The sequence below is a fragment of the Corynebacterium sp. LaCa_205 genome (assembly GCF_057458085.1).
The window spans coordinates 2,059,170-2,082,397 of record NZ_CP190931.1; the positions used below are offsets into that span (position 1 = coordinate 2,059,170).

The 23,228-nt window shown below is 58.9% G+C and carries 16 protein-coding genes; 5 read left to right on the forward strand and 11 right to left on the reverse strand.

Features of this window, described 5'->3' with window-relative positions:
- Position 1: 1 nt before the first annotated feature.
- Positions 2-1,066, forward strand: a complete 1,065-nt coding sequence (gene ygfZ, locus ACP8J1_RS09990; protein ID WP_302517687.1) for a CAF17-like 4Fe-4S cluster assembly/insertion protein YgfZ — start codon at positions 2-4, stop codon at positions 1,064-1,066.
- Between the two features lie 141 nt (positions 1,067-1,207).
- On the forward strand, positions 1,208-1,402 hold the full coding sequence (locus ACP8J1_RS09995) for a DUF3073 domain-containing protein (protein ID WP_023019866.1): 195 nt from the start codon (positions 1,208-1,210) through the stop codon (positions 1,400-1,402).
- Positions 1,403-1,488: 86 nt separating this feature from the next.
- Here the strand turns inward: ACP8J1_RS09995 and purM are convergent, their stop codons facing one another.
- From purM to ACP8J1_RS10010, 3 genes are read right to left on the reverse strand one after another with little or no spacing between them, the layout of a single operon-like run.
- Positions 1,489-2,541 (reverse strand): phosphoribosylformylglycinamidine cyclo-ligase, encoded by a 1,053-nt coding sequence (gene purM, locus ACP8J1_RS10000; RefSeq protein WP_023019867.1) that lies wholly within the window; start codon positions 2,539-2,541, stop codon positions 1,489-1,491.
- An 18-nt stretch (positions 2,542-2,559) separates the two neighbouring features.
- Complete coding sequence (gene purF / locus ACP8J1_RS10005; RefSeq protein ID WP_023019868.1) at positions 2,560-4,056, reverse strand: amidophosphoribosyltransferase; 1,497 nt, start codon at positions 4,054-4,056, stop codon at positions 2,560-2,562.
- A 10-nt stretch (positions 4,057-4,066) separates the two neighbouring features.
- Positions 4,067-4,471, reverse strand: a complete 405-nt coding sequence (locus tag ACP8J1_RS10010; protein ID WP_023019869.1) for a sterol carrier family protein — start codon at positions 4,469-4,471, stop codon at positions 4,067-4,069.
- A 33-nt stretch (positions 4,472-4,504) separates the two neighbouring features.
- Here ACP8J1_RS10010 and ACP8J1_RS10015 point away from each other — a divergent pair, with 33 nt between their 5' ends.
- Complete coding sequence (locus ACP8J1_RS10015) at positions 4,505-5,515, forward strand: acyl-CoA thioesterase (protein ID WP_023019870.1); 1,011 nt, start codon at positions 4,505-4,507, stop codon at positions 5,513-5,515.
- 134 nt (positions 5,516-5,649) lie between these two features.
- Entirely contained in the window at positions 5,650-6,810 is a 1,161-nt protein-coding gene (locus tag ACP8J1_RS10020) for an asparaginase (protein ID WP_023019871.1), read from the forward strand.
- On the opposite strand, the gene trhA is transcribed toward ACP8J1_RS10020, so the two are convergent.
- The 7 genes from trhA to purS all read right to left on the reverse strand — a co-directional run bounded on the left by trhA (position 6,807) and on the right by purS (position 19,299).
- Positions 6,807-7,520 carry a PAQR family membrane homeostasis protein TrhA gene (gene trhA / locus ACP8J1_RS10025; RefSeq protein ID WP_034655974.1) on the reverse strand — a complete coding sequence of 238 codons (714 nt, stop codon included), beginning with the start codon at positions 7,518-7,520 and terminating at the stop codon, positions 6,807-6,809. The two genes, ACP8J1_RS10020 and trhA, sit on opposite strands and share 4 nt — an antisense overlap.
- Positions 7,521-7,638: 118 nt before the next feature.
- The gene (locus ACP8J1_RS10030; protein ID WP_034655519.1) at positions 7,639-12,648 is read right to left on the reverse strand and encodes a DEAD/DEAH box helicase; all 5,010 of its coding nucleotides are present in this window, start codon (positions 12,646-12,648) and stop codon (positions 7,639-7,641) included.
- Positions 12,649-12,737: 89 nt separating this feature from the next.
- On the reverse strand, positions 12,738-13,946 hold the full coding sequence (locus ACP8J1_RS10035; RefSeq protein ID WP_023019874.1) for an alpha/beta hydrolase: 1,209 nt from the start codon (positions 13,944-13,946) through the stop codon (positions 12,738-12,740).
- Positions 13,947-14,193: 247 nt separating this feature from the next.
- Positions 14,194-15,828 carry a histidine phosphatase family protein gene (locus ACP8J1_RS10040; protein WP_023019875.1) on the reverse strand — a complete coding sequence of 545 codons (1,635 nt, stop codon included), beginning with the start codon at positions 15,826-15,828 and terminating at the stop codon, positions 14,194-14,196.
- Positions 15,829-16,049: 221 nt separating this feature from the next.
- Complete coding sequence (gene purL / locus ACP8J1_RS10045) at positions 16,050-18,359, reverse strand: phosphoribosylformylglycinamidine synthase subunit PurL (protein ID WP_302517681.1); 2,310 nt, start codon at positions 18,357-18,359, stop codon at positions 16,050-16,052.
- A gap of 13 nt (positions 18,360-18,372) precedes the next feature.
- The gene (gene purQ, locus ACP8J1_RS10050; protein WP_023019877.1) at positions 18,373-19,056 is read right to left on the reverse strand and encodes a phosphoribosylformylglycinamidine synthase subunit PurQ; all 684 of its coding nucleotides are present in this window, start codon (positions 19,054-19,056) and stop codon (positions 18,373-18,375) included.
- The gene (purS, locus tag ACP8J1_RS10055) at positions 19,057-19,299 is read right to left on the reverse strand and encodes a phosphoribosylformylglycinamidine synthase subunit PurS (RefSeq protein WP_023019878.1); all 243 of its coding nucleotides are present in this window, start codon (positions 19,297-19,299) and stop codon (positions 19,057-19,059) included. It lies immediately after the preceding gene.
- 232 nt (positions 19,300-19,531) lie between these two features.
- On the opposite strand from purS, the gene ACP8J1_RS10060 reads away from it, so the two are divergent.
- Positions 19,532-22,309, forward strand: a complete 2,778-nt coding sequence (locus ACP8J1_RS10060; RefSeq protein WP_023019879.1) for an ExeM/NucH family extracellular endonuclease — start codon at positions 19,532-19,534, stop codon at positions 22,307-22,309.
- Between the two features lie 213 nt (positions 22,310-22,522).
- Here ACP8J1_RS10060 and ACP8J1_RS10065 read toward each other — a convergent pair whose 3' ends face one another.
- Positions 22,523-23,206, reverse strand: coding sequence for a DUF2334 domain-containing protein (locus ACP8J1_RS10065; protein WP_023019880.1), 684 nt, complete (start codon positions 23,204-23,206; stop codon positions 22,523-22,525).
- Positions 23,207-23,228 lie beyond the last annotated feature (22 nt).

The window sequence follows — 23,228 nt, forward strand, 5'->3', positions numbered from 1 at the left end:
TGTGAGTTATTCTTCGCCTCTTCTGCAACGCACCGGTGCCGCGGAGCACCAGGGCGCAACCGTACTCGATGCCCAAGGCATGGCCTGGCACTATGGCAATCCGCTGGGTGAGCAACGAGCTGCCGATGGCGGCACCATAGTCATCGACCGTTCCCAACGCCGCGTCATCCGTGTCAGCGGCAAGGACGCCGCCGAGTTTCTTAATAATTTGCTTTCGCAAAAGCTGGATACCGCCCCCGTGGGCTTTAGCGCCGGTGCCCTTGACCTAGACATCCAAGGACATATCCTCCACCACATGGATATCGTCCGCACCGAAGACGCCTTTCTTATCGACGTCCCCGCGGCCCAATTCGACTCCCTTTTCAAGTTCCTCACCATGATGATCTTTTGGTCCGAGGTCACCGTAGAGGAGGCTGATATCGCCATCCTCACCCTCCTGGGTGAAACCGATATTCCCCTACCACCCATGGTGGAGTTTTCCCGCCAGGTTCAGTGGACCGGAATCAATCGCGTTGACCTGGGAGTTCCGCGCGAATCCTTGGTTGAGGCAACGAAGCTCTTGGAGGAATCCGGCGCGCGACTGGCCGGGCTTATGGCGTTTACCGCCGAGCGTGTGCGGGCCCGTGAGCCGGAGCTGGCAGCGGATCTAGATAATAAATCCATCCCCCACGAGGTACCGCAGTGGATTAGCCGTAGCACAGATAATCCGGCCCACGTCCACCTCGATAAGGGCTGCTACCGCGGTCAGGAAACGGTAGCGCGCGTGGAAAACCTCGGCCGCTCCCCTCGCCTATTGGTGCAGCTGCACCTCGACGGCTCAGCCCCGCAACGGCCGAATGTGGGCGATGACATTACTTTCAATGGACGTAAGGTAGGCCGCATCGGCACGATCGTGGATGACTGCGATTTTGGCCCCATTGCCCTAGGCCTCGTGAAGCGCTCTGCGCTGGACGCCGGCACCCTAGAGGTGGGCGATACGGCGGCTTCCATCGATCCTTCTTCCATCCCCGAAGATGAGGGCCCCAAGGCCGGACGTGAGGCGGTAAACCGGCTGCGCGGACGTTAGATCTCCCACTAGCTAGGGGGGCGGTGCGGAATTTTTTCGTCACACAGGCTATTGTGTCTTACAGGAAGATACTCAATAGACAAGTCGATGGGGCGCCCAAGAATCCCTGGCGCGCCCTACTAACCCAAGGGGGTCATGCACATGGGACGCGGACGCGCAAAGGCAAAGCAGACCAAAGTTGCACGCCAGCTCAAGTACAACTCACCCGAGATGGATATCGAGTCCCTACAACGGGAACTCGCCGCACAGCAAGAGGGTGACTCCCGCGATTATGAAGAGGATGACCCATACGCCGACTACGTCGATGAATGGGATGACGACCGCGACGAACGCTAATCTTCCGCTCGCCGCTGGATAGTTCAAGGGCCCTAGGATTTCCTAGGGCCCTTCCTCATGCCCTCCCCTAGCGGGGCAAGACACTATTAGAAATTTGGGTGCTCGCCGTGCATGAGCACGCGCGGCTCTTCGCCAGACGCGGAGCGAACGGTGCCCAGCTCCCACGCATCGATGTGGCGCGCAGTAAGCATCGCTAGGGCGCGGTCGCGGTCTTCAGGGTTGACCACGGCAATCATACCCACGCCCATATTGAAGGTCTTCTCCATCTCAGCCAGCTCCACCTTGCCCACTGAGGAAATGAGCTTGAAAATCTGACCCGGGGTCCACGAAGCACGGTTAATATCGGCGGCTAGGCCTTCCGGGATGACGCGCTCGAGGTTGCCGGCGAGCCCACCGCCGGTGACGTGGCAGAAGGTGGATACGGAGCACTCACTGGCCAAAGCCAGGCAATCCTTGGCGTAGATGCGGGTAGGCTCCAGCAGCTCCTCTCCGAGGGGACGGCCCAGCTCTTCTACGTGGCCGTCGAGAGGCATGCCAGCCTGCTCCAAAAGGACGTGGCGGGCCAAAGAGTAGCCATTGGAGTGCAAGCCGGAAGACCCCATGGCGATGAGCACGTCGCCATCACGGACCTTATCGGGGCCGAGCACGCCATCAGCCTCCACGACGCCCACCGCGGTGGCGGAGACATCGTATTCATTTTCTTCCATCATGCCGGGGTGCTCGGCGGTCTCGCCGCCCAATAGCGCGGCACCGGCCTGCACACACCCCTCGGCGATGCCCTTGACTACCTCGGCCACCTTTTCCGGCACGACCTTGCCCACGGCAATATAGTCCTGCAGGAAAAGCGGCTCCGCGCCGCAGACGACGAGATCATCGACGCACATGGCGACCAAGTCGATGCCGATGGTGTCGTGCTTGTCCATGGCCTGGGCCACGGCCAGCTTGGTGCCAACGCCGTCGGAACCGGCGGCCAGGATGGGCTCCTTGTAATCGCCCAACTTGAATAGGCCGGCGAAGCCGCCCAAGCCGCCTAGGACCTCCGGTCGGGTGGCGCGCTTGGCGTGCGGGGCGAAAAGCTCAACGGCGCGGTCGCCCTCTTCGATGCTGACGCCGGCTGCTGCGTAGGTATTGTCACTCATGGTTTCAAAAGTCCTTTGTTATTCGGTGCCGAGCAGGGTGCGCACGGCGTCTGCATTGGAGTTTCCGGCGGGCAGGCCGAGGGGGTACTCGCCCGTGAAGCAGGCGGTGCACAGCTCGGCACGGGGCTGCTCGGTGGCGGCCACCATCTCCTCAACGGAGACAAAGCCCAGGGAATCGGCGCCGATGGTGTCACAGATAGTGGCGCAGACGGTTTCCGGATCGTCGGAGGGGCTGGCATTGGCAATCAGCTCGCCTGGGGAAGCGAAGTCGATGCCATAGAAGCACGGCCACTTCACCGGTGGGGAGGCGATGCGCACGTGCACCTCAGCGGCGCCGGCTTCGCGCAGCATGCGGATGAGAGCGCGCTGGGTATTGCCGCGAACGATGGAATCATCCACCACGACCAGCTTCTTGCCGTTAATGACCTCGCGCAGCGGGTTGAGCTTCAAGCGGATGCCCAGCTGGCGCAGGGTCTGAGTCGGCTGGATGAAGGTGCGGCCCACGTAAGCGTTTTTGACCAAACCATGGGCGAAGGTAATGCCAGATTCGCGGGCGTAGCCCACGGCGGCTGGATTACCGGATTCGGGAACCGGGATGACGAGGTCCGCGCCCTCGGCCGGGTACTCGCGGGCTAGGCGGCGCCCGATGTCCACGCGGGAGGCATTCACGGAGCGACCCTTGATATCGCTATCTGGACGGGCCAGATAGACGTATTCGAAGACGCAGCCGTGACGCTTGGCCGGCGCGAAGTTTACGGAGCGGATGCCGGCCTCATCGATGGCGACGAGTTCGCCGGGCTCAATTTCGCGGATGAACTGGGCGCCACAGATATCGAGCGCGCAGGTCTCGGAAGCTACTACCCAGCCCTTGGCCAGGCGGCCAAGGACAAGCGGGCGCACGCCGTGTGGGTCGCGGGCGGCGTACATGGTGTGCCCATCAGTAAAGGTCAAGCAGAACGCGCCCTTAACTCGCGGCAGCAGGTCGCGGGCGGAGTCAAAGACGGAGGTGTCTTCATCCACGCCATCGGCAAGCAGCATGGACAAGCACATGGAGTCAGAAACGGATTCCTCGTGCGGCTTGATGAGGCCGCGTTGCACGGCTTCCTCGCGCAGCTCCAGGTAATTGACCAGATTGCCGTTGTGCCCAAGGGCAATGTCTACCCCGGTGGAGGAGGTAGAAAACATGGGCTGCACATTGGACCATTCCTTGCCGCCGGCGGTGGAATAGCGCGTGTGGCCCACCGCTACGTTTCCTTGGAGGGCAGACAAGGTGGATTCATCAAAGATATTGGCCACCAGGCCCATGTCTTTGAAGACGACGATGCGGTCATCATCGCCCACTGCAATGCCAGCGGCCTCCTGGCCGCGGTGTTGCAGGGCGAAGAGCCCAAAGTAGGTTAGCTTGGAGACTTCCTCCCCAGGAGCCCAGACGCCATAGACGCCGCATTCTTCGCGGGGCTCCTGCTCATTCTGATCGTCAAGATTGGTGATACTAGGAGTATGTACTTCTACCACGGCGTTTATATTAGCCTGTCGCGCCGCCGGAAACTAACGGAATGAGCGGCAACCACTGCGCGATTTCGCCCGCGCGGGAGCCGGAAGCATCCACGCGACCAGTGCCTACGGCCTCTTCCCAGTCCGCCAATCCGGTGGCAAGGCGCAGCCAGGTTTCCGGATCAGTCTCCACCACATTGGGTGGGGTGCCGCGGGTATGGCGGGGTCCTTCAATGCATTGCACCGCAACAAATGGGGGTACGCGCAGCTCCACGGAGTGACCCGGCGCGTCGGCTTCGAGGGTGCGGGCGGTGCGCCGGACGGCGTCGGCAAGCAGGGCCCTACCTGGCTTATCATGCTCCGCCGGGGCAGCAATCCAGTCTTTAATGGCCAAGACGGCCGCGCGGGTAGCGGCGGGATCGACGGGCTTTTTCATAACTACATCATAACTACTGTTATCTTGTTGTTTATGTCACCTACGCCTTCCGTTGCGGAAAATCAGAAATCGCCGGCGCTGACGCTGCGCTTTATGGCATCGCCAACCGACGTCACCATGGCCGGCGCCCCCGGCATCAGCGGCGGACGCGTCCTGGAATGGATTGATAAGGCCGCCTATGCCTGCGCCGTGCAGTGGTCCGGCCAGTACTGCGTGACCGCATACGTGGGCCATATTCACTTCACCCGCCCCATCCCTTCCGGGCACATCGTGGAGGTGCGCTCGCGCATCGCCATGACCGGCCGGTCTTCCATGCACATCGTCAATGAGGTGCTTTCGGCTGACCCGCGCGAAGGCATCTTCACCCGCGCCTGCGATTGCCTGGTCATCTTCGTAGCCAAGGACCCTGCCACTGGCAAGTCCACCCCGGTGCCGCCCTTCGTGCCGGAAACCGATGAACAGTGCCGCGTAGAAGAAGCAGCCAAGTCCCGCATTGAGCTGCGCAATGCCATCGAGGCGGAGATGGAAAAGCAAACCTATGACGGGCCTTCTGATGCACCGCGCATGGTCAATCGTTTCCTGGCCAAGCCCACCGACGTCAACTGGGGCGGCAAGGTCCACGGCGGCACGGCCATGCAGTGGATCGATGAGGCCGGTGCGGCCTGCACCATGGAGTGGTCCGCCGAACGCACCGTGGCCGTCTACGCCGGTGGCATCCGCTTCTACCGCCCAATTTCCATCGGTGACCTCATCGAGGTCGACGCCCGCATGATGCGCACCGATACCCGGTCGATGCAGATGTCTATCCACGTCCGCTCCGGCAACCCCCGCGGCGGCCGTGAGCACTTGCAAACCGCCATCCATGCCACCGTGGCCTATATCGCCCTCGATCATGATGGTCAGCCACAGGTGGCCCGCCCCTTCCATCCGCATACCGAGGAAGATAAGCGCTTGGCCGAGCACGCCACCGTGCTGCGCGAGCTACGCGCCAAGTACTCGCCAAAACCTTTGGTGGTGGCGCCGACAAATCAGCACATCGATTAACTGCTCTCCCCTCGTTTCGGTGTTAGCAAGTCCATAGTGGCAGCGGCAACCCCGTCTTTATGCTTTAGATGGATTTATACGCGGACGACGGTTTCCTGCCGTCTGCTCTTAAATCCACACAGAAACGAGGGAATATGCACACCCCAACGTTGCGCCGGTCGGTACGCACCGGCCTTGCCCTGATAGCTTCGGCCTGCCTCTTGGCGTCCTGCCAGAATCCGGATAACCGCCCAGCGGAAGAAACTTCGGCCACAACGCCCGAGTCTTCCGCCTCGCACAGCCCCACCAGTTCTGGGTCCGCCACCACGGAGGCAACCGAAACCTCCGCCACGGAAAGCGAGGGTCCACGCGCCACCGCCGAGGGACACGTGGTGGTCCTTTCTACCGGCGGCACTATCGCCAGCACACACGATAAGACTGGCGCGGTAGTACCTACCGTTACTGGTTCCAAGTTGGTGGAGCCGCTTTCTGGCACCTTTGACAACAACAAGCTCACCTTAGAGGTCAAAGACATTGCCAAGCTGGATTCTTCCGCGATGACCTTGGACGATACCGATAGCATTATCACGGCCGTAAACAAGGAACTGCGTCGCGATGATGTCGATGGTGTTGTGGTAACCCATGGCACCGATTCCATGGAAGAAACCGCCATCGCTGTCGATACCTTCCAAGACAGTGAGAAGCCGGTGGCCTTAACCGGTGCAATGCGCCCCTTTGATGATCCGAATCCAGATGGCCCGGATAACTTGGCGCTCGCGGTGAAGACCGTCACCGATCGCGCCAATAGGGGCCACGGCACGTTCATCGCCTTTGCGGATCATGTCATTCCTGCCCGCGGCGCTTTCAAGTCCGATACCTCCAAGGCCGATGGCTTTGCCAATAACAATGGCGAGAAGCAGCCTCAGCGCCCGAAGGCTCTGAAGTTTAAGCCGCTGGGCAATACCCGCGTCGATATTATCGCCGCCTACCCCGGCGCGCCAGCCGACCTTATCCAGCGCTCCCTCGATAGCGGCGCCGAGGGCATCGTCATCGAGGGCATGGGCGCCGGCAATATCGGCGACGAGCTAGCCCAGGCCGCTCAGGCCGCGGCCAAGAAAGTTCCAGTGGTGCTCACCACCCGCGTGGATCACGGCCCAGTGGAGGGCATCTACGGCGGGGCCGGTGGCGGTGCCACGCTTGCCGACGCCGGCGTTATCTCCTCTGGCACCCTGCGCGCTCCCCAAGCCCGTATGCTGCTTGCCGCCGCGATTACGACCGATACCGATCCCGCGGAGCTTTTCCCTGACGCTGACTAAGCAGCGCCTTGGACTACGACCATCCACACCGCCACGAGGTGCACCACCGCGGCCGCGATGGTCGCGGTGTGGAAGTGCTCGTGGTAGCCGTAGTAGCGCGCATTGCGCCCTGGCCACTTAAAGCCATAGACCAGCGCGCCTAGCGAGTACACCACCCCGCCGGCAAAGAGCAGCCAGACCACCGCGGCCCCTGCCTGCGTCCACAGTGTGGGCAGCAGCGGCAGCACCAGCCACCCCAGCGCTAGGTAGACCACCACGTCGAGCCAGCGCGGGTGGCTAATCCACACCAGGTTCAAAATCACGCCAAGAATCGCTCCTGCCCAGGCAACGCCTAGCATCCACGCCGCCTGCACCGGCGATAACACGATGAGACACAGCGGCGTATATGTCGCGGCGATAAATACCGAAATGGTGGCGTGATCTGCTCGCCGCCACCACTGCACGGCACGCGCACTAGCCCACGGGTAGCGGTGATAGAGCGCGGAGACGCCAAAAAGACCTACCAACCCCACGCCGTAGACAGTCACTCCAAGCCCTTGCCACCAGTGCAGCGTCATCCATGCATAGGTAATGAGCACGGTGGAGGCAATCACCGACAATAGCGCCGCTATTGCATGCCCCCAGCCACGGCTAAGCGGCCTAGGCCCGCGGTCCGCCATCCAATAGGTTCGCTGGACAAGACCCGGCCCCGGCGCGCTATCTGCATGCATCTGTGCCACGAGGTACTTCCCTTCTGCTAGCCGCAACCAACCCCAACAAGAAACTTACGATACCGTAAGTCTACGGGCGTGGCCGGAGGGCTTCAAGGAAAATCGCTTCGAAATGCTGCTAACTTTCCGCAGCCGAGCCTTCCTCTACCAGCCCATCAACAATGCGCACCGTCTCCATAGCCACGCGCGTGACCTTGCCTATCAGGTCCACGATGTAGCGCGGATTGCCCACCTCGTCGGCCCAATCGTTCGGGTCATTGACAATGCCCGAGGCCTTATCTTTCTTGACTTGGTAGCGGTCAATCAACCATGCCACCGCTGAGCGCGAGCCCAGCATGTACTCATCCGCCTCTGCAGGAATACCACCGATGGTCACCTGCTTGTTGTAGATAAGCTTGGTCACGTCATTGACATTCTTGCCTGTCTCCGCGTCCTTGCGCTTGGCCCACTTCATCTTGAGCACGCGCCACGTCTCACGGTCAGACTCATCACCCTTGACCTGAATGTCCAGCGGCCACGGTTCCACGGATTCATAGTTCACGTGCAGGTCCATTAATTCTTTACCAGCCGCAGCAAACTTGTCGAACTCCGCACGCGACGATGGCGTTTCAATATGCGGCAGCATCTTCTTCAAATCCGCCGCATACTTCGTGCGATAACCAGGATCATGCAGCTTGCCGTAGACAAAGTGGAAGATATCATCACCCGTAACGTCAGCGCCCAATGCCTCCCGATACAAGGCCTTAATCTCATCAGTGATGTTATCCACACGCACGTAGCCGTCAACAACCTCACCAACCTTGCCATAGATGCTGGCCTCGCCCTGCTTGACGACGTTCCCTTCACTAAACAGTCCTCCGTCGTCGGCCTCGACGGCGGACCAGGTGAAGCGGGGAAAGAATTGACTCGCAGTGAACACGTTCAAATCCGGAAGCAGAGTTGTTGCCAACAGACTGCCCGCAACGTTTGGATAAGGTCCGGCGATTGAGAACCCGATGTTGCTATGCCCCGTTGTTGGGAATATCGACGGGAGCTGGTATTGCCTATCATTCAAGGCTCGCTCAAAGTAGCCCATCTGCCTAGCGAATGGCCGATACAACGTTGGAAACACGCACCCACTATTGAGCTCAAGCTGCATGTTCTTAGCCGAAAGCCTTTTAAGAATTACCGTCCAGGAAATTCTTGATGCGTCTGCAAACTTCGGATTCCGCTGTAAAAACTTCGTAACATCTGCGTCTTTTGGCTTTATAATCTCCTCAGTTTCCATCCAGCCCTGAAGAGCATCTGTCGCTTCTGCATAGGTATCAGTGAGGACGCCAAGCTGGTTGAGAAGTTGGTCTTTCGTTTGCGCGTACGCCCAACTATCTCGCCCTGTCTTAAGTCCAGCAGAAAAAGTCTGGAAAATTTTTACGGACTTACCCTTTTTCTCACCAATAACCGGCCATTTTTCGAATTCTTCTGATCGCTGATTCAGCCAGTCACCTTCCTTGTTGGGTGTAATGGCTTGCCAGTCAATCGTTTCAATTGAGGAAGAGTCAACGACGCCAAGCTTCTCCTCGGCGGTGAGATAGTCGCCGATATCACGGTAGTGCAGCTCAAAGCCTGACTTTGTTGGATCTTTAATACCGACCATGACTGCAATCGTCGTGCGGCCACCATCCCGAAAAACGTTGCCAGCTTCTTTACGGCGCTGCTCTCCTGCAGTTCGAGCATTTCCACGCAAGTTAAAAATGTAAAGGTCGGTGAAGTCCTCGGCCATCGATAAGCGCACGCCGTCACCCGTGTTGCCGTCTATCCAGCCGCCGTTTGATACGAACGCGACCACACCTTGGTCACCGATGCGGTCTGTGGCCCAGCGGAAGGCGCGCAGGTACGAGTCGTACAAGGAGTTCTTATTAGTGGCTGTGGACTTCTCCGCATAGGTTTCTGCAATGCGTTTATCCAGGCTCGGATATTTCTGGTTGGCGTTCAAATCGTTGGCGGACTTTTGGCCGGCAGAATATGGCGGGTTACCAATCACCACGTTGATGGGCGCCTTCTTCTGACGCTCAATGGTGGCGTTGTTTTCGCGGAAGACTTTGAGATCCGGAATGTCGCCTTCTTCATGGATTTGAAAGGTATCCGCTAGAGCGATGTTGGTGAAGGGTACGTAGTCCGGAATTGGTTCCCCGTTGCGCTGCGCGGCTTCCTCGCGCAGCGCGTTGTAGGTGGTCTCAATATTGACCGCAGAGACGTAGTAGGCCAACAACATGATCTCTGTGGCGAAGAGCTCGTTGGCGTACTTGCGGGCTAGATCCTCTGGTTTGATAAGCCCGGATTGCAGCAAGCGGACCATGAACGTCGATGTACCCGCGAAGGGATCAAGGATGCTTACTCCCTCATCACTCAGGCCCCTACCGAAGTGTTTCTTGGATACGTCGTCGGCAGCGCGCAGGATGAAGTCCACGATTTCGACTGGGGTGTAGACGATGCCGAGCGCCTCAGCTTGTTTCTTGAAGGCCTTGCGGAAGAAACGCTCGTACAACTCCTTAATCACCTGCTGCTTACCGGAAGCGGAGGTCACCTCCGAAGCACGCACTCGCACGGACTCATAAAACTTCTCCAGGGATTCGGTCTCGGTATCGAGGTTCGCCTTGGACAAAGCCTTGACCATTTTCTCCATGACCTGGGCCACAGGGTTATGGGTAATGAAGTCATGGTTTTCAAACAGAGCATTAAAGACCGGTGCCGTAATCAGGTGCTGCGAGAGCATCGAGATGGCGTCCTCTTCGCTGATGCCATCGTTGAGGTTGTTACGCAGGCCTTCGACGAAGTCATCAAATTCGTTGCGGAGGTTGCCATCTGCGCTTTCAAGCAGCGATTTGATGCGGGTGATCTGATTCTCCGCGATGGTGGCCACGTCATCGGCCCAATCTTCCCAGTAGGTGCGGGTGCCGACTTTATCCACCAGCTTGGTGTAGATTGCCTCTTGCCATTGCTCTAATGAGAACAATGCAATCTGCTGCGTCATGGCCGTAGCATCGTCGAATGCCTCAGGGGACTTGGTGCTATCTGCCCCATCAAGCTTTTCTTTATCGCTTTTCTCTTTGTCACCAGACACGTGGTTGACGTCAATGGGCAGTTCATCTTGCGCATTCGCCCCGTTAAGCGCAATCGAATTCACCTTGGCGTTGAAACGATCATCGTGGGCGCGCAGCGCGTTGAGAATCTGCCACACCACCTTGAAGCGCTGATTATCGTTAAGCGCTTCCGAAGGCGAAACATTCGGTGGCACCGCCACCGGCAAGATGATGTAACCGTAATCCTTGCCCGCAGATTTACGCATTACGCGACCAACTGACTGGACCACGTCCACCATGGAGTTGCGTGGGTTAAAGAATACGACCGCATCCAACGCCGGCACATCCACGCCCTCGGACAGGCAGCGGGCATTGGTAAGCATACGACTTTCGTTTTCATCCGCCGGGGATTCGATCCAGGAAAGCTTGGTGCCACGCTCCATGGCGTTCATACCGCCATCAACGTGCTGTGCAGCAACGCGCAGATCAACGTTGGTCAAGGAGACATCATTCAGGACTGCCTTATCCTTAAGCAGCTCTTGGTGGGTGGCAATGAGCGAAGGATAAGTATCAGCGATAAGCTGTGAGGATTTAATGTCCTTGGCAAAGGCCACAGCGCGCTGCATAGCCTGGGCGTTTTCCTCAAAGCCGCCCTTCTTGCCCTGCAATTCACCAGAGCGCTTGGCCAAACCATTCCAAGCACCGATCATCGCCGAAGCCGTGGTGAGGTTTATCTGGTTGTCGTCGCTGCGAGCCATGGCCTCAGCAGCCACCGACTCATCAACCGTCATGACAAGAACCTTGTAATCAGTCAATAAGTCCTTATCCACTGCTTCCCCAAAGCCAAGACGGTAGAACTCGGGGCCATAGATGCCCTCATCATCCATGGAGGTCAACTCGGCGGAGTGCTCGGCGGCCTTGCCCTTTACCGCGTCGTCATAAAGCCTTGGGGTGGCAGTCATGTAGAGACGCTTAGAGGCCCTTATGTAGTTAGCATCGTGGATGCGTACAAAGTTGCTGGCATCTTCACCAGCCAAAGTGATCCCGGTGGTGCGGTGGGCCTCATCGCAGATGACCAAATCAAAATCATCTAGACCCTGCTGCTGGGCCTCGTGGACCGCTGGCAAGGACTGATAGGTAGAAAAGACGATATTGAGGCCCTTGGCGCGCTTGCCAGAAGCAAAGCGCTGCGTAATCTCCTCACCGTCCGTAGATACAGGAACCTCGAGGTCATAGACCGCAATGTCTTCCGCTTTCTTCGAAACCTTCGAATCCGAGCACACCGCGAAGGCACGCATGTCTAGGCGGCCTTGAGCAGTCCACTCCTTTAGTGTCTGCGACAACAAGGAGATGGAAGGAACGAGGAACAGAATGCGGGCTTTGCCACCATTCTCTTCTGCGACGCGCTCCGCCAGGCGCAGCGCGGTGAAGGTCTTGCCGGTACCGCAGGCCATGATGAGCTTGCCGCGGTCATGGGTCTTAAATCCTTCAATAGCCTTATCAATGGCAGTTTGCTGATGCGGGCGTGGTTCGAAAGTCTCGCGCTGCGAAAGGTTAATTTGGATATTTTTGTCTCGGACCTCAGAGCCCGGGAACGCCACGTCCCAGTTGATCGGGGACTCCGCAATGGTCGAAATGCCGATACGGCTGGTGGGAATCATCTGATTGGCTAACGCCGCTTCCGCATGTGAAGACCAATAATCAGTGGTGGAGATAATCATGCGGCTGCCAAAATATTCGCTGCCGTTTTCGGTCTCAAAGGAATGCCCTGAGGCCTCAAAGAAGGAATCGAGATGAGATTTCTGGATGCGAGCATTGGAAGCGTAGAACTTGCACTGGATGGCCATCCACGTGCCGTCATCCACGCGGCGGGCAACCAAGTCAATTCCCGTATCCGCCTTGCCGCCGTTATAGCGCCAATCAACCCAGCGGCTGACCTCATCAAATTGCGTTCTCAAAGTCGGATCGGTACGGAAAAAATTCACCATGAGCTTTTCAAAGGCGATGCCGTACTTCGCCTTTGGTTGGTTTTCGCGCAGCTGATCCAGTACCTCGGAGAATTTTGACATAACAGCATTATGCCTGACCTGCCAGCCATCCACTGGCTTACGCCGCCTAACTCTGGTCAATTTAGCACCGAGCGTTTAGGATCCTTCCCTTATAGGTCATCTTCTAAGTCATTGGCTTGAAAGAATTCAGTCATAGCCTGCAACAGGTGCTGGTTCCATACGCCGTGTGCGCTCAAGGCGGAAGCATGATCGGCATGCGGGCGCACGTACTCTTCAAGCTCTACGCCTTTGTCCTTCGCCCGCTGGCGAAAGTCATCGTAACTAGCCGGTGGAACTAACCGGTCGTGGTCACTGCGCACGATCATGATAGGCGGCATATCCGAGGTCAGATGCGTAGCTGAAGTCACGAAGTCCGCGCGGTCTGGATATTCCTTAGGCGTTCCACCCAGGTATTTCTCCACGGTATCGCGGGAGCCCTGCCCGGCATAGGGGTCGTCAGAATCATAAATGTGGCGCACATCCAAGGCCGGTGAATCCGCATAGACGGCGCTGGGAACAGCCGGCGTACCGGAACAGTCGGTGAAAGGCAGCTGGCTGGGGTGTGCGGCGACATCGGCAGTCGCGTTCAGGACCAACTGCCCACCGGCGGATTCACCATAGGTAAAGAAGCGCTCCGAGTCGCCGCCATAATCTGCGGCATGGGCGTTGACCCAGTTCATCGCGCAGCCCACCTGCCCCGCCGCCACCTTCCACGTGGGCTGTTCCCAGCTAGACAATGTGTAGTCAATGGATAATACGAGGTAACCACGCTGGGCCATCTGCCGCATATTGAAAGCCTGGGAGCGCTTAGTCATCTGGTCCCAACCGCCGCCGTGGACATACATCATCACCGGGTGCTTGTGCGGATGGCTGCTGCCGGAGCGAATACTGTGTGTCTCCGGAGAGTAGATATCCATGGTGAGGTCATCGCCGTTGAAGGAGTCATATGTCACCGTATGATCCGGGCCTTCATCGGCCTTCTCAATGCCGGTCCAAGTAAAGGTCGCCGGGATATCGACGTCGGTTCCCTGCTCTTTTGCGGCATGAATCTGTGTTCCCAATAAACCCACGCTCGCTACCAAGGCAATGCCAGCTAACACACTTGGCACGTAGCAGCTGCGCGAGGCCAACGCGCCCAGCACCGCCAAGATCACCAATACCAGCGCGATCAGCAACAGCGGCCCTATGTACTGCGGCCCGATGAGCGATCCAGCGCCCCAATATGAAATGTGCGGGGTAAAGGGCGAGACCGCTAGCCACAGCACCAGCATTGCTATAAGTGTCAACGGAATCGAGAGCAGCCGGGCGATAACCTTCATGCCCGCCAGGGTAGACCCCGGTGCTTAGAGTTCGTTGTGGCGGAGCCTACCTGGCCTTTGACAAAGACAAAGCAGGTTAGAAATACGACTTAGCTGGCTGTGTAGCTCGCCTACAACGCCACTGGCACGCTATCCCGAACATAAGTCGGAATGAATGTGTATTGTTCCCGTCTCCCCACACCTATAACAGAGGCCAAGAGCGCCCAGCATCAACTCGGCAGTGGCCACTCAGTAAACCTTGCCGATACTAAAAGGGAAGTTGGATGCCGAACTTATGTAGCAGACTTTCTATCTGCTGCCGGTTAATGTACACAGTTCCAACTGCAATAGTCAGTACGCTGAAGAGGGCACCAACTACCGCCCACATCTTCGGCTGTGAAGAGGCAACGCTACTTCCTGTTTGTGGCTTGTACCCGCTGTCCGCTGTGGAATCGATATGGGCTTGAGAGTGGTCAGAGATAGAACCAAGCGGCAGACAAGCGGACAGCTCATCGATGGTATAAAACGTCGAGCCCTCACTTATTGGCTCACACCCCTCCTTGAAGGGAATTTCCTTCTCGTTGTACAGCATGCGCACGAGGGTCTCGCCATTGTCATTCTGGAAGGCATCCCACTGGATATTTGCTCCCATCGGGGAGACCTTGTCACCACGCCAATCCGAGTTCTGCCAAGTGTAGAGCTCTCCTGCGGGAACTCCCTTCTCTGAGCCAGGTGTTTTCAGCAATGCGGCGAGCGGAATGATAGTTTCCGCGTGACCAAACCTATATTCCGCAGCTATATCACCACCAGCCGCGCGTTCCTGTACGCCCTCAATCATTTCCTCAAGCAGTGGCTCATAATTGTCATAAGAAACAGTGCGCCCCTCGATAGCCGGCCCTTTCTCATAGAAGTCTTCTACATCCAATAGGTATGCAAAGGTGGGCCCGCTCGCATCGTCCATGTACTGATCAAATATCCACCCCTCAGCAGGGGTTTTCTCCTCATGAGCAAGTGCTGGAGCAATGATGTACAGGTTGTAGAACTGCAGCGCGGCGTCCACTATTCCTTCTACTGTCTTGCCATCCTTTTCACGGGCGCTAAATGAAATGGACCCATCTTTTAGCTCATCGATAAAATCCGAGGTGAAAATCTTGGACAGCAACTCCTGCGATGCTTCTTGGGAGGCCGGCTTGGAATAAGCTTCCTGGATCTTTTCCTGTAGCTGCGGTGAGTCTTTCCACGCCGAATATTTTTCGTACGACGGTGACTTCTTATCTTTATGCGCATACATCAGGTCAGTGCGTGGCTCGATGGTGACATGCCCATCGTTGGTTCCGTCCACGAGGTTGTCAGCAAGAGTGGGAGCTTCCTTCAGCCACGCCGCACCGAAATTCCAACCAGAGTCATTAGCGCGGTCCTCACCCGAAGAGATGAATTTCACTTTTGAGTCGTCCCTGTCGATGCTGTGCATAAGCTCAGCATTGCGTTGCGCATTGCGCTGACCAATCCCCCGCAGTTCTTCCCGCCCAACTGCGGTGAGGTTTCCGTATCCGGCGTCTTGTCCGGCACCACCGGCCAATTCCTCATTCACGGAAATCATCGCTTCTACCTGCGGAATGAGCTTTTCTCCTAAATCCGTGAGCTCACCACGCTCCTGGGCATACTCCAGCATCTGCTGCGCGAGGTCGTCATACTTAAAGCTAGACAGTCCACGCGAGCCATGCCGATCCACCGTGGAGGTATAGATCTGTCGGAATCCTGCGGGAGCTTCGGAATACTCCCGCCCCTGCGGTTCATAGTGCTGCTTGGTGGAGTAATAGGAACCATGCTCGGCGGCCGTGGCTGGCACTGTTACACCAGAACACGCAACGGCGGCAATAAGAGCGAGAGTACGAATGCGCATTGGACGTTGGCTTCCATGAGTAGTGGATATCTTGAAGAGGGACACACTCACGGTAGGCCGCTGACGTTACGGAAAGGTTGCCTGAAAGGAAAATGATTGAAAAGAACTCGTCCCGACGCTGTTCTTAGCCTTTGTCACTGCTCCTACCGAGAATTAAAGCCCGGCCGAAGCCGGGCTTTCAGCATTGTCGCTTGGTTGCGTGTATGCAACGCCGGGAGATTTTACTCCACTACGGAGTTAGCACCCACCGCATGGTCGAAGAGGTCCGGCAGGGTGGCGGACCAGGCGGCGACCAACTGGGAGATGGCGACGGACTCGCCGCCGAGGGTGAGTGCACCGGTTTCGGTGGTCTCACCCACGATGGCGGCTGGGATGCCGAGCTCGCCGGCGCAGGCAAGCACCTGCTCGGCGCGGTCAGCGGTGGTGGCCACGAGCACGCGGGAGGCGGACTCGGAGAAGGCCGCGACGAATTCATCCTCGTGGACTGCGGAAAGGTCCAGGTTGAGGCCGAGGCCGGCGCCGTCGGCAGTCGCACTGGCGCGCTTAGCCATCTCAAAAGCAGCCACTGCTAGGCCGCCTTCGGACAGGTCGTGTGCGGCGGTAAGCAACTCATTGCCGTGGAAGAACTCAGCCAGGCGCTTCTCGTTGGCCATATCCACCTGCGGCGGCAGGCCATTGAGGGAGGAAGCATCGGAAGTATCGGCGCTTACCTGTTGCCAGATGGAGCCGCCGAACTCGTCCTTGGTCTCACCGAGGGCGATAAGTATTTCCTTTTCACCCACGGTGCCCAGCTCGTTGCCGATGGCCTTGTGCACGTCATCGATAACGCCCAGCACGCCAACCACCGGGGTGGGCAGGATTGGCTCCTCGCCGGTCTGGTTGTAGAAGGAGACATTGCCGCCGGAGACGGGGATGGAAAGCTCCACGGCGGCGTCGGCAAGCCCATGCACCGACTCGCGGAACTGCCACATCACGTCGGGGTTTTCCGGGGAACCGTAGTTCAAGCAGTTGGTAATCGCGACGGGCTTCGCACCGGTGACGGCGACGTTGCGATAAGCCTCCGCCAGCGCGAGGCGGGCGCCCATATTTGGATCCAGCTTGGTGTAGCGGCCGGAAGCATCGGCGGAAACAGCCACGCCGCGGCCGGTCTCCTCATCAATGCGCAGCACACCGGCATCCGCATGGTGGGACTGGACGGTGTTGCCGCGCACGTAGCGGTCATATTGGTTCATGATGAAATCGCGTGAGCACAGCGACGGGGAGGAAACGAGCTTCTGCAGGGATTCCACCAGACCACGCTTGTCGGTGCCCTGGTACTTCTGCAGCTCGTCCTGCCACTCCGGGCGGGCATAGGGGCGCTCGTACACAGGAGCCTCGTCCGCGATGGTGCCGGCGGGAGCATCCACGACGACCTCACCCTGGTGGCGGATAACCAGGTGATTGCCCTCGGTGACCTCGCCGATCTCGGCGCAGGTTACATCCCAGTGCGCGCAGATTTCGCGGAACTTCTCCACGTTCTCCGGAGACACAACGGCGCACATGCGCTCCTGAGACTCGGAGGCGAGGATCTCGGCCGCGGTCATATCCTTCGCACGCAGCGGTACATTATCGAGGTTGACCTCCATGCCGCCATCGCCGGCCGCTGCCAGCTCCGAGGTAGCACAGGCCAAGCCCGCACCGCCGAGATCCTGGATACCTACGACCACGCCGGCGTGGTAGAGATCCAGGCAGCACTCGATAAGAACCTTCTCTGCGAAGGGGTCGCCTACCTGCACTGCCGGCAGCTTGCGCTCGGCGCCGTCCTCGAAGGTATCGGAGGCCAGCACGGATACGCCGCCGATGCCGTCCAGACCGGTGCGGGAGCCGAAGAGCATGACCTTATTGCCCTTGCCGGAAGCAAAGGCTAGCTTCAAATCCTCCACCTTCAAGGTACCCATGCATAGGGCGTTGACCAGCGGATTACCGGCATAGGTCTCATCAAAGACGGTTTCGCCGCCAATATTGGGCAGACCCAGGGAGTTGCCGTAGCCGCCAATACCGGAGACCACGCCGGGCAGGACGCGCTTGGTATCGGGGGCGTCGGCAGGCCCAAAGCGCAGCTGATCCATTACGGCAATCGGGCGAGCGCCCATGGCCATGATGTCGCGCACAATGCCGCCCACGCCGGTGGCCGCGCCCTGGTAAGGCTCCACATAGGAGGGGTGATTGTGGGACTCCACGCGGAAGGTCACCGCGTTGCCGTCTCCGATATCCACCACGCCGGCGTTCTCACCGATGCCAGCGAGGATCTTCTCCCCCATCTCCTCAGTCATGGTCTCGCCAAAATAACGCAGGTGCGTCTTGGAAGACTTATAGGAGCAGTGCTCGGACCACATAACGGAGTACATGGTCAGCTCCGCATCGGTAGGGCGGCGGCCCAAGATATCGTGGATGCGCTGGTACTCGTCATCCTTCAGGCCGAGCTCCGCGTAGGGCTGCTGTTCATCCGGGGTGGACTGTGCCTTTTCTACGGTGTCATTATGAACGGTCATTAAAGTGGCCTCCTTAAACCGCCGGCGCCTGGGCGACGGCCTTGATGGCGGATACGAAAAGTCCCAGTCCGTCGGTGGATGGGCCGGTCAGCGTGTCAATGGCGTGCTCCGGGTGCGGCATGAGGCCCACGATGCGGCCAGACTCATCGCTGACACCGGCAATGCCGTTGACAGAGCCGTTGTAATTATCGGTATAGCGGAAGACCACGCGGCCCTCGCCCTCGATGCGGGCAATGTCATCATCACCGGCCTGGAAGCGGCCCTCACCGTGCTTGGCCGGCACCAGGATCTTCTGGCCCTGCTCAAACTCGCTGGTCCATGCGGTGGTGGAATTGGCCACCTCGAGGAAGGTATCGGTGCAGTGGAAGTGCAGGCCCTTATTGCGGGTCAGCGCGCCCGGCAACAGGCCCGCCTCCGTCAAAATCTGGAAGCCATTGCAAATGCCGAGCACCGGCATGCCCTGCTTCGCACGGTCAATAACGGACTGCATTACCGGCGCAAGCGCGGAAATAGCGCCCGAACGCAGGTAGTCACCATAAGAAAAACCGCCCGGCACTACGACCGCATCCACGCCGTGCAGATCGCTATCTGCGTGCCAGAGGCTTTTCACCTCTGCGCCGGCGGTGCGGGCTGCGCGAGCGGCATCCACATCATCCAGGGTTCCGGGGAAAGTGATTACTCCGATTGTTGCGGCCACTTACTTGACCTCCAGCCCAACAACCTCGTAGTCCTCGATGACGGTATTGGCCAGCAGTGTGGCGGCTACCTTATCTAGGTCCTCTGCGGTGACGGAGTCATCGACCTCGAGCTCGAAGCGCTTTCCCTGACGCACATCGCTGACACCGGATACCCCGATGCGACCCAGCGCGCGGACGACGGCTTGGCCCTGCGGATCCAGAATCTCCGCCTTGGGCATGACATTGACAACTACACGAGCCATGAAATATTTGCCTTACTGTATGGGGCTTTGGTCTGCGCGGCTTAGTCTAGTTGGCACCCCCGCCTTTTACCTAGACTCACCCCCGCTGTGTGGGTTTCACCCCGGTTGGGCAAACTCTACGTGAACCCCAAACGACGCTCTAGCAAACTTCGGCGTGCGCTCCCGCCTGGCCTGGCGCGGTGCTCTACTAATAGACGACGCACACTGTCGCTCTCTTTTTAAGGTTGAATCTATGTCTTCTCGCCGCCTCGGCGCGCTGGCACTTGCCACCGCCTTGTCTTCTGCCGCCCTTGCCGTTCCTACCGCCACGGCCGCAACCGATGGCTCCGCTGCCGTCATCTCCGAGGTCTACGGGGGAGGCGGCAATAAGGGCGCTGCCTTCACCCATGACTTCATCGAGCTCTATAACCCCACCGATGCTCCAATTGACCTGACCGGATACACCGTGGAGTACTTCTCCGCCTCCGGCAACACCGGCGGCAAGGTGGGGCTTTCCGGCACCATTGCCCCGCACGGCTACTTCCTGGTGCAGGGCGCGGCCGGCAATGGCGCGGGCGAGGCCCTGCCTGCCCCAGATGCCGAGGGCAGCCTCAATATGTCCGGCTCCAAGGGCTCCGTGCAGCTTGCCGACACCACCGGTACCCCCATCGACGCCATCGGCTACGGCGCCGCTTCCCTCAAGGAAGGCACCGCCGCCGCTGGCCTGTCCAATGCCAAGTCCGCCTCCCGCGACGCCGCGGGCACCGATAGCGATGACAACGCCGCCGACTTCACCACCGGCACCCCTACCCCGACCAATTCCGGTAACGAGGCCCCTGCCCCGCAGCCTGAGAATCCGGCCGAGCCCGAGCAACCTGCTCCCGAGGGCGTCACCGCCATCGCGGATATCCAAGGCACCGGCGCTGAGTCCCCGCTCAAGGACCAGACCGTTGCCACCGAGGGCGTCGTCACCGGCGTGTGGAGCCAGGGTGGCCTCAATGGCTTCACCATCCAGACGGGCGGGACCGGTGCCGAAGCTACCGATGCTTCCCAGGCCATCTTTGTCTACATGGGTGATAAGCCGGCCGACCAGTACCCTGACCTCGAGGATTCCGTTGCGGTCACCGGCAAGGTCTCCGAGTTCTACGGTTCCACCCAGCTCACCGCCTCCACGGTCACGCAGCTCGATACCCCGCTAGAGAAGGTCACCCCACTCAAGGTGGATCAGCTTCCCGATGGCAACGAGGCCCGCGAGCCCTTCGAGCACATGCTCATCCAGCCCGGCGAGCACACCGTAACCAATAACTACGCTCTCAACCAGTACGGCGAGATTGGCCTTGCCCCTGGCAAGGAAGCCTTCCGCCAGCCTTCCGATATCTTCTCCCCTTCCACGGATCCCAATTCCGATATCCAGAAGCTGACCAAGGACAACGCCGATAAACTGGTCACCTTGGACGATGGCCGCACCCGCGACTACTTAAAGACCGACCAGAATACCCCGCTGCCGTATATCGCCCAGGATGATGCCCACACCATCAAGTCCCTGCGTACCACCGATACCGTCTCTTTCCAGCACCCGGTCATCGTAGGCTTTTCTCACGAGCAGTGGCGCTTCCAGCCCACTACCCCAGTCACCGGCAACACCGCGGGCGCAGACCTGCCCATCTCTTGGGAGAACTCCCGCGAGGCTGAGCTGCACGCCATCGATGACGTCAAGGGCGAATACACCATCGGCGCCTTCAACGTTTTGAATTACTTCACCTCCCTGGGCGAGGAACTCGGCGGCAGCGCCTACACCGACCGCGAGGGCAATAAGGTCACGGTCAACCGCGGTAAGACCCGCGGCGCCTATACCCAATCCGCACTCGCGGACCAGGAACGCAAGATTGTCGCGGCCATCAACGGCCTCGATGCCGATGTCATCGGCCTTTCCGAAATCGAAGATGGCTACGCTGTCACCGGTGGCTTTGCCCAGCGCGATAAGGCACTCAAGCACCTGACGGAAAAGCTCAATGAGGCCGCCGGCTCCGATAAGTGGGCCTTCGTTCCTTCCCCGTCCAAGGACGCCGTACCAGACTCCCCGGATGTCATCCGCACCGCGTTTATCTACCACAAGGATGTGGTGAAGCCTGTCGGCGAGTCCCGCATCTTCCAGGACGATCGCTTCACCGGCACCGCCCGCGAGCCTCTTGCCCAGGAATTCCAACCGCTAAAGGAGGGCGAGGAGTCCTTCGTTGCCGTGGCCAACCATTTCAAGTCCAAGGGCTCGGTGGCCAAGGGCGATGCCGATTCCGGCGATGGCCGGGGCAATAACCCGAACGTGCGCAACGCGCAGGCACAGGCCGTCCTCGATGCCCTCCACAAGCAGGAAGACTGGAAGGATAAGCCGCTTTTCGCCCTAGGCGATTTCAATACCTATACTCACGAGACCGCGCTCGACGTCTTCCGCAACGATGGCTTTACCGTGCCCGCCGAAAAATATGGTGCCGATCCCTCCTACCAGTTCTCCGGCCTGCTTGGCACCTTGGACCACGTGCTGGCAAACAAGGTAGCCACCGGCACGCTTGACGACGCCCAAGTCTGGAACATCAATGCCGACGAACCCGTCGCCTTCGAGTATTCCCGCCGCAACTACAATATCGTCGACTTCTACGATGACTCCCCGTTCCGCGCCTCTGACCATGACCCAGTCAAGGTCGGTTTCACCCTCGGTGCGGACGACTCCGCCGGCCAGCCAGACGATCCTGCGGATGATCCTGCAGATGATCCGGCGGATAAGCCTTCCGATGAACCTTCCGATAAGCCAGAGGACAAGCCGTCAGAAAAGCCCGGTAAGCCTGGCTTCGGTTCCAACTCCAGCACTAGCTCTGTCGGCGCCGGTATCGCCGCTGCCATCGCGGCTATCGCCGGCCTCGTCGCCATCCCCGGCTTCCTCGCTGTGACCGGCAATCTCCAGAAGGCCATCCCGGCCCCGATCTGGGGCATGCTGCCGCAAGAAGTAAAGAACTTCATCACCAGCCTGCAGCGCTAATCGCCCACAGACGCAGACCCCGCTCGCTTCGGAGAAATCCTAAGCGTGCGGGGTCTTAATTTTTGCGATTTCAACGATTTCGTCCATCTAAAACACTACAACCGTTGACGGAAACAGGGTTTTAGATGGACGAAATCGTGCTACCGGACATAGACACCACCAACCATCCCCGCCACTTTTGTTCGCAGAACCTCTGACGAGGGAATGCGCTCCCTAATTTGGCAGGAAGGCGCCATAATCGGCAGGGGTCGCCCCAGCGTTAATAGCCCGGTCGGCAGCTTTGACGAAGTCATGGATCACCTTGCGGTCATCTAGGTTGCGGCCGGACACGGACAGGCGAACGGTATTGCCGCGCTGCGCGGACCGCTCTGCTGCACGAATGATGTTCTTGCGCCACCACTTAGCGGAGCCAAAGCCCTCGCCAAAGGACAAGTTACGGGCCTGGTGGAATTTGCCGGAATTGATCTGCAAAACACCGCGGGTAGAGGCTGCCACCTCAAACTTAAACTGTGGCAATACCTGCAGGGTGCCGGGAGACATGCGCCAGCGCGGCGGGGCGAAAATTGTGGGTTCGAAGCCGATCTTGGCCATCTGACGGGTCGCACCCGCGAGTCGCAGCTTTGCCTCGTGGGAGTCGAGATTCGCAAACTCTGCACGACGTCCCTGCACCGAGCGGTCGAAACCGTTGAGGATGAGTATGCGGCCGGCATCGGCTTGGTCTCGGAGCCAGCTTTTGGTGTCTTTATCTTTCGCAAGGTGCCAGTTGCCGTCGATATGCGGGGCAATAAGCAGGGAAACAGGAATCTCCTCTCGATCAAGGATCGAGAGGAGCCGGCTAGCCTGCTTCCGTGTGTCATCAAAGATGCTGGAGATCGATACCAGAAGGTGGCCATTCATAAGAAAAATTATCGCACAGGAA